Below are 7,288 nucleotides of genomic sequence, written 5' to 3'. Positions count from 1 at the left end.
AAACCGTCAGACATGATAACTAATGAAGTAACTTCTGATGAAGGAAGAATACCTTCTTCAGTTACTTAGGTATAGAAAAGGTTAAATATGTATTAGCCTTAATGGCTATATCATTATTATACAAGGAGGTGGAATGATGAATTACAATAAAAATATGAGCGGATCAAGATATTTTATGTATCTATTTAAAGGGATGGGCGTAAGTATCCTAGTTACTCTTGTACTTATGATTGTTTTGACGCTGATTATGACTTATACAAATATCTCAGAGGGAATAATACCTGTAGTCAATTCGCTAATAATGATACTAGCTATTGTATCTGGAGCGATATTCATGTCTTTAAAAGTTGATAATAAAGGGTGGTTAAACGGTAGTCTTGTAGGATTGTTATACATAATAGTTATTATTATTTTAAGCAATATATTTATTAAGGATTTCAGTATCGATAAATTCGTGTTATTAAAATTAATTGTTTCTATGGTCACTGGTGCTATTGGCGGAATGATAGGAATAAACTTAAAATAAATCTTTATTTAATTAATCTATTATGTTATAATTTTTATGGAATTATTAAGAAAATGTTTGAAGGAGGCATAACATGAAGCATATTAAAACACTAAGCGGCCGTAGCTTAAAAAATATCACAAACAGTGGATGTGGAGAATGTCAAACTTCATGCCAATCAGCTTGCAAGACATCTTGTACTGTTGGAAACCAGAAGTGTGAAAACAAGTAGTTGTACATAAAAGGTAGTGGGCAACCACTACTTTTTAATTTTCTACTTAGTATTTCTTTGCACTAATATTAATGATGTTGCTGCAAAGGGGCTGTACCCCTATAAAATATAAAAATTTATGCTATTATTTTAGGAGGAAATTTATAGTGATGATACACAAATTTGAGCTTAATGACAAAAAGATAATTTTGGATGTAAATAGTGGCTCTGTTCATGTGGTTGATGATTTGATTTGGGACATAGTTGATTTGTTCCAAGAGCATAAAATCGAAGAAATAGTAAATCAATTAAAATGTAAATACGAAGAAAATAGCATAGTTGAAGGCTATAATGAAGTCAAAATTCTAGCTGAAAATGATTACTTATTTAGTGAGGAAGCTGATATTAGTGATATTGTCTATAATCCTCAAAATGTAGTGAAAGCTTTGTGTTTGCATATAGCCCATGATTGTAACTTAAGATGCAATTATTGCTTTGCTTCTCAAGGAGATTTTAATGGAGAGAGGTTGTACATGCCATTATCTGTTGGGAAGAAGGCATTAGACTTCCTAGTTGAAAACTCTGGAAATAGAAGAAATCTAGAAGTAGATTTCTTTGGTGGTGAGCCATTAATGAATTTTGATGTAGTAAAAGAATTAGTTAGGTATGGAAGAGAGATTGAGAAAAAGCATAATAAGAACTTTCGATTTACAATAACAACAAATGGTGTGTTACTTGATAATGATAAGATGGAATTTATAAATGAAAATATGGATAATGTAGTGTTGAGCTTAGATGGTAGAAAAGAAGTAAATGATAACATGAGATCGACGGTAAGTGGGAATGGAAGCTATGATATAATAACACCTAAGTTTCTTCAATTTGTAAAGCTTAGAGGTAGTAAATCATATTACGTGAGAGGAACTTTTACGAGTCACAACTTGGATTTTGCAAAAGATGTACTTTTCTTAAATAAAGCAGGATTTAATAGTATATCCGTAGAGCCTGTAGTAGCTAAGCCTGAAAATGATTACGCATTACTTCAGGAGCATTTAGAAAGGATTTTAAATGAATATGAGCAATTATCTGCAGAGTATATAAAAATGCATAAGCAAGGAAAGGGATTTGATTTTTTCCATTTTATGATAGATCTAAACCAAGGGCCTTGTTTTATTAAAAGAGTGGCTGGCTGTGGGGCAGGTGTAGAATATTTAGCTGTTACACCAGAGGGAGACTTATACCCATGCCATCAGTTTGTTGGAAATGAAGACTTTAAAATGGGTGATATATATAAAGGAATTGTAAAAACTGAAATAAGAGATGAATTTAGAGCAGCGAATGTATACACAAAAGATGACTGCAAAAATTGCTGGGCAAAATTTTATTGTAGCGGTGGTTGCCATGCAAATGCATACAATTTTAATGACAATATAAGAAAGCCATATAAAATAGGATGCGAAATGGAAAAAAAGAGAATTGAATGTGCAATCTCTATAACTGCTAACTTAAAATAGGAGGATTAGTCTATGATACTTGAATATGAAGAGATAAAGCCCAAGATTCATAATAGCTGTTTTATAGCAACTAGTGCTGAAGTTATTGGTAAAGTAAGCATCGGAGAAAATACTAGCATATGGTATAATTGTGTAATAAGAGGGGACGAAAATACAATTGATATTGGAAAACATACAAATATTCAGGATGGAACCGTAATCCATATTAGCAAGGATAATAATACTATTATAGGTGATTATGTTACTGTTGGACACAAATCAATAGTTCATGCATGTAAAATAGGAAATAATGTGTTAATTGGAATGGGTGCTATAGTACTTGATGGTGCAGAAATAGATGACAATGTACTAGTTGGAGCAGGAAGTATTGTGACACCAGGAAAAAAGATACCTTCAGGCTCATTAGTCCTTGGTTCACCTGCCAGAGTAGTAAGGGAGTTAAGCGATGAAGAAATAATCCAGTTAAAACAATCAGCAGTGGATTATGTAAAATATGCGCAAAAACACAAAAAATAACGAGAAATACTTATTTATTGACTGTAGTCTTATTGAGTTATATAATAGTGATTATGAAGAAAAGAAGGGGGAAGAAATATGAACCTAAAAAACACGCTTATTTTTATACTAATTATTGCACTTATAGGTGTTCTTTCGTATAGTGCAATCTATGGTTTAGACCTTGGAAAGTATAAAATGTCAACTGCTAAAGAGGAAATAGACTTAGGACTAGATTTAGCAGGTGGTGTTTATGTATTGTTAGAAGCCCAAACAGATGCAACAGGGGCTGAATTAGATAAGAAGATGGAACAGACTAAGGCCATAATTAGGCAAAGAGTTGATGGACTTGGTGTAGCAGAACCGAATATAGTTATTGAAGGAAATAAAAGGATAAGAGTAGAATTAGCTGGTGTAAAGGACGCTCAACAGGCTATTGATATGATTGGAAAAACTGCACAGCTTCAATTTATTGATCCTGAAGGTAATATTGTAGTTACAGGTAAAAATGTTAAAAAATCTGAAGTTGGCTTCCAAAGATCAAACTCAGGTGCAGAAGAGCCAGTTGTTTCTTTAGAATTTGATAAAGAAGGCTCTAAGAGCTTTGCTGAAGCTACAAAAAAACTTGTTGGCAAAACAAGTACTAATGAAAAGATAATTTATATAGTACTTGATGATCAAGTTATCTCTAGTCCCGTAGTAAATGCAGCCATTTCAGATGGTAAAGCTATTATAGAAGGCGGCTTTGATGTAGAGGGTGCAAGTGAACTTGCAACATTAATTAGAGCAGGAGCCCTTCCTGTTGAACTTGAAGAAGTTCAAACTTCTGTTATTGGACCTACATTAGGCTTAGAATCATTAGATAAGAGTATATATGCTGCTGCAATTGGACTAATGTTAATATTTTTATTCATGTTAATTTTCTATAGAATTCCTGGATTGATAGCAGATATTAGCTTAACAGTTTATGTTCTTATTGTATTGGGAATTATGATAAATTTAGGTGTGAAATTAACCTTACCTGGCATTGCAGGTTTAATATTGTCTATAGGTATGGCTGTTGATGCTAATGTAGTTATATTCGAAAGAATAAAGGAAGAAATAAGAACAGGAAAATCATTGAGAGCTTCTGTTGACAGTGGATTCAAAAGAGCTTTATCAACAGTTCTTGATGCGAATGTTACTACCTTTATTGCTGGTATAGTTCTTTATTATTTTGGTTCAGGACCTATTAAAGGCTTTGGTGTTACTTTAATTATTGGATTGATTGCTTCTATGATAACAGCAGTATTTATAACAAAATTCCTTTTAAAACTAGTAATAGGGATGAATATTACGAAAAATACAAAGCTATATGGCGTGTAAGGGGGGGGAACTAAGTTGAATATAATTGGAAAAAGAAATATTTTCTTTGTAATCTCATTAATAGTTATTGTATCAGGTATACTATTTGCGGCCATTAGTGGATTAAATTATGGTATTGACTTTACTGGTGGGACATTGATACAAATTGATCTAGGAAAGACAATTCCAGTTGATGAAGTAAGAGAGATAACAAATGAATTTGATACAAAAGCTAGCATTATTCATGCTGGAGAGAATAAAGAACAAATTATTATAAAAAGTACATTAGACTTAAAAAATCAGGAAAGATTAGAAGTGTTTAATAAGTTTAAAGAAAAATACAACTTAAAAGATGAAGCTTTTATACAGTCGCAAAAATTTGGGCCAGCTATTGGAAAAGAAATTCAGAGAAAAGCATTGATTTCAGTTGTTATCGCTACTTTAGGGATGCTTGCTTATATTACTTTTAGATTTGAATTTAAATTTGGACTTTCTGCTATTATAGCATTGGTTCATGACGTGTTAGTTGCTATAACTGTATATGCATTTTTCAAGATTCCTATAAACGGGTCATTTGTTGCAGCCATTCTTACTATAGTAGGATATTCTATTAATGATACGATTGTTGTATTCGATAGGATACGTGAAAACTTAAAAATTATGAAAAAGGATAAGTATGAAGATATAATAAATACAAGTATTTCACAGACTATTGTTAGATCTTTGAATACTTCTTTTACGACTTTATTAGCAATTGTAACGCTATATATATTTGGTGTTGAAGCCATAAGAGACTTTGCATTACCGCTTGTTGTAGGAATAGTAGTAGGAACTTATTCGTCTATTTTCATTGCAAGTCCAGTATGGTATCTTTTGAAATCTAGAACTTCAATAAAAAACAATTATAATCCTAATAGAGTATAAAAACTGCCTTAGGGCAGTTTTTTTGTCTTTTTGAGTAATGTATTCTATTATGAAAATATAAGGAAATAATATTAGATTTATGGCAATAATAGTTAGTAATTCTAATATAAACGAGGGGATGCTTTCTTGAGGATTAATAAACTTGGGAAAAGATACAAAAATATTAAGCGATACAGAGAAATCTGGTCAGTTTTATCTAAATACGGTTTTAGTATTTTAGCTGATAAAATGAAAATTGAAGGTTCGATAAAAGGTTTTATTTTGAAAAAATCAACCAAATTAAGCGAAAAATATACAAGAGCCCAGAGAGTTCGAATGGCAATTGAAGAGCTTGGTCCTACATTTATTAAACTTGGACAAATATTGAGTACAAGATATGATATTTTGCCAGAAGATATAGTAAATGAGCTTAAATACCTTCAGGACAGAGTAAATGAGTTTGAGTTATCCACAGCTAAGCAAATTTTTGCATCAGAAACTAAACAGAATATAGAAGAGGTATTTTGTAATTTTGAAGAAAAACCTTTAGCTGCTGCATCGATAGGTCAAGTTTATAGAGCAAAGCTAAAATCTGGTGAACGAGTTGTAGTAAAAATTCAAAGGCCGAATCTTAAAGACATTATTGACAGAGATATTGATATTTTATATAACGTTGCTAAGCTAATAGATGAGCATTTTAATAAGCAAGGGCCAGTGCATGCTGTTGACATAGTTAAGGAGTTTGCATATTTCATTTATAAAGAGATTGACTATACATATGAGGGACAGAATTGTCAAAGTTTTTTTGAAATATTTAAGGATGATAAAAGAGTTTTGGTACCTAAAGTATACTGGGATTATACAACAAAAAGAATACTAGTTATGGAAGAGATAAAAGGGGTAAAAGTAAGTAATATTCCTGAGATAAATAGAAGGAATTGGGATAAGGAAAAAATAGCTGATATAGGAGCAAATGTTTTCTTAGAGCAAATATTTCTTCATGGTTTCTTTCATGGAGACCCGCACCCTGGAAATATACTGATTGTTAATCAGAACAAAATAAGCTTTATTGATTTTGGAATAGTTGGGTATATAGATAAGTATATTCTAAACTTCATTATAGCACTTCTTAAGGCTGGTCAAGATAAGGATGTTGATAGAATAGTTGAAAGCTTATTCAAGGTTAATGCTTTAACTAAAGAAACTGATGAAATAGATCTTAGGAAGGATTTATATTATATACTTAACTATTACTTCAATGTTCCTATAAATAGACTGAATTTTGGAGAAGCGTTTAATGAAATTTTGATGACAGCATATAAACATAAACTAAAGGTTCCGCCACAACTAATATTATTGATGAAATCAATAATTACACTTGAAGGAACAGCGAAGGAACTAAATCCTCAGTTCAGTCTTTCTGAAATATCAAAAGAAATAATAAAAAAAGTTACTATAAAGAGATTAAATCCTAAAAAAATTGTTGATGAAGCATTAGAATATTCTATTGATTCGTTTGATAACTTAAAAGAAATACCAAGACAAGTAAATAATATTTTGAATAAAATTGAAAAAAATCAAATCAAAATTACTATGAAACAAGAAGGACTAAAGCGATTAGAGAACGAAATAAACAGTATGACAAATAAGATATCTTTAAGCCTTTTGGTTTCTGCACTAATTGTTGGTTCTTCCATAGTAATACAATCAAACAAAGATCCCAAAATTCTAGGAATTTCATTATTTGGAGTTCTAGGATATGTTATTGGTGCTATTTTTGGTATAGGGCTTGTCTTGTCTATTTTAATTAATAACAAACGTAATAGATAATTGAAGGAGGAGTATTATGCAAGCAGGTTTCATTTTTTCTTTAGTATTTGCTATTTTAATTGCAGTTTTCGCACTTAAGAATGGTAATAACGTTACAGTAGATTTTTTATTTGCTGAAATTGAGGTATCACAGGCTATAGTTATTTTTGTTTCGGCTGCTTTAGGAGCTATAATTGTGACGATATTAGGTCTAGTCCGACAAGTAAAACTAAGTTTAAAAATAAAAGAACAGTCAAAGAAGATTAATAGCCTTGAGAGTGATAAAGGTACGCTGGAAAATAGAATAAGCGAGTTACTCAATGAAGCTAATAAAGAGAGTGTGAAATGCAGTAATCAAGTTAATTTAGTGGCTGATGAAAACAGTGATTTTAATGATTCTGAAATAATGAGAATAGATGCTACTGAAGAAAATAATGCTGGATAAAATATTGGTTATTGAACAGGGTGTATGTATAGGCTATAATGTAAATGTACTTTTATAATGAA

General features: G+C 31.1%; 8 protein-coding genes. All 8 read left to right on the top strand.

Annotated features, from left to right (window positions below; translation table 11 throughout):
- Window positions 1–136 precede the first annotated feature (136 nt).
- The 8 genes from HNR33_RS04915 (at window position 137) to HNR33_RS04880 (ending at window position 7,226) form a co-directional block, all read left to right on the top strand.
- Entirely contained in the window at window positions 137–526 is a 390-nt protein-coding gene (locus HNR33_RS04915; RefSeq protein WP_429080682.1) for a TIGR04086 family membrane protein, read from the top strand.
- A 73-nt stretch (window positions 527–599) separates the two neighbouring features.
- A complete protein-coding gene (gene scfA / locus HNR33_RS04910) occupies window positions 600–737 on the top strand; it encodes a six-cysteine ranthipeptide SCIFF (RefSeq protein ID WP_429080679.1) in 138 nt (45 codons plus the stop codon).
- 149 nt (window positions 738–886) lie between these two features.
- Window positions 887–2,230, top strand: a complete 1,344-nt coding sequence (gene scfB / locus HNR33_RS04905; RefSeq protein WP_429080729.1) for a thioether cross-link-forming SCIFF peptide maturase — start codon at window positions 887–889, stop codon at window positions 2,228–2,230.
- Window positions 2,231–2,242: 12 nt separating this feature from the next.
- Window positions 2,243–2,746, top strand: coding sequence for a gamma carbonic anhydrase family protein (locus HNR33_RS04900; protein WP_429080677.1), 504 nt, complete (start codon window positions 2,243–2,245; stop codon window positions 2,744–2,746).
- Window positions 2,747–2,824: 78 nt separating this feature from the next.
- The gene (gene secD, locus HNR33_RS04895) at window positions 2,825–4,090 is read left to right on the top strand and encodes a protein translocase subunit SecD (protein WP_429080674.1); all 1,266 of its coding nucleotides are present in this window, start codon (window positions 2,825–2,827) and stop codon (window positions 4,088–4,090) included.
- A 15-nt stretch (window positions 4,091–4,105) separates the two neighbouring features.
- Window positions 4,106–4,993 (top strand): protein translocase subunit SecF, encoded by an 888-nt coding sequence (gene secF, locus HNR33_RS04890; RefSeq protein WP_429080672.1) that lies wholly within the window; start codon window positions 4,106–4,108, stop codon window positions 4,991–4,993.
- A 126-nt stretch (window positions 4,994–5,119) separates the two neighbouring features.
- Window positions 5,120–6,802, top strand: a complete 1,683-nt coding sequence (locus HNR33_RS04885) for an ABC1 kinase family protein (RefSeq protein WP_429080670.1) — start codon at window positions 5,120–5,122, stop codon at window positions 6,800–6,802.
- 16 nt (window positions 6,803–6,818) lie between these two features.
- The gene (locus tag HNR33_RS04880) at window positions 6,819–7,226 is read left to right on the top strand and encodes a LapA family protein (protein WP_429080667.1); all 408 of its coding nucleotides are present in this window, start codon (window positions 6,819–6,821) and stop codon (window positions 7,224–7,226) included.
- Window positions 7,227–7,288 lie beyond the last annotated feature (62 nt).

It is taken from the genome of Brassicibacter mesophilus (genome assembly GCF_050433385.1).
GTDB lineage: Bacteria > Bacillota > Clostridia > Tissierellales > Proteiniboraceae > Brassicibacter > Brassicibacter mesophilus.
Note: the sequence above shows the minus strand (reverse complement) of the source record. Positions and strands in the feature narration are given on the sequence as shown.

What these genes read in the sequence shown, in the direction of transcription:
- HNR33_RS04915 (WP_429080682.1), top strand. Translation starts at nt 137, where the DNA reads ATGAATTACAATAAAAATATGAGCGGATCAAGATATTTTATGTATCTA.
- scfA (WP_429080679.1), top strand. Translation starts at nt 600, where the DNA reads ATGAAGCATATTAAAACACTAAGCGGCCGTAGCTTAAAAAATATCACA.
- scfB (WP_429080729.1), top strand. Translation starts at nt 887, where the DNA reads ATGATACACAAATTTGAGCTTAATGACAAAAAGATAATTTTGGATGTA.
- HNR33_RS04900 (WP_429080677.1), top strand. Translation starts at nt 2,243, where the DNA reads ATGATACTTGAATATGAAGAGATAAAGCCCAAGATTCATAATAGCTGT.
- secD (WP_429080674.1), top strand. Translation starts at nt 2,825, where the DNA reads ATGAACCTAAAAAACACGCTTATTTTTATACTAATTATTGCACTTATA.
- HNR33_RS04880 (WP_429080667.1), top strand. Translation starts at nt 6,819, where the DNA reads ATGCAAGCAGGTTTCATTTTTTCTTTAGTATTTGCTATTTTAATTGCA.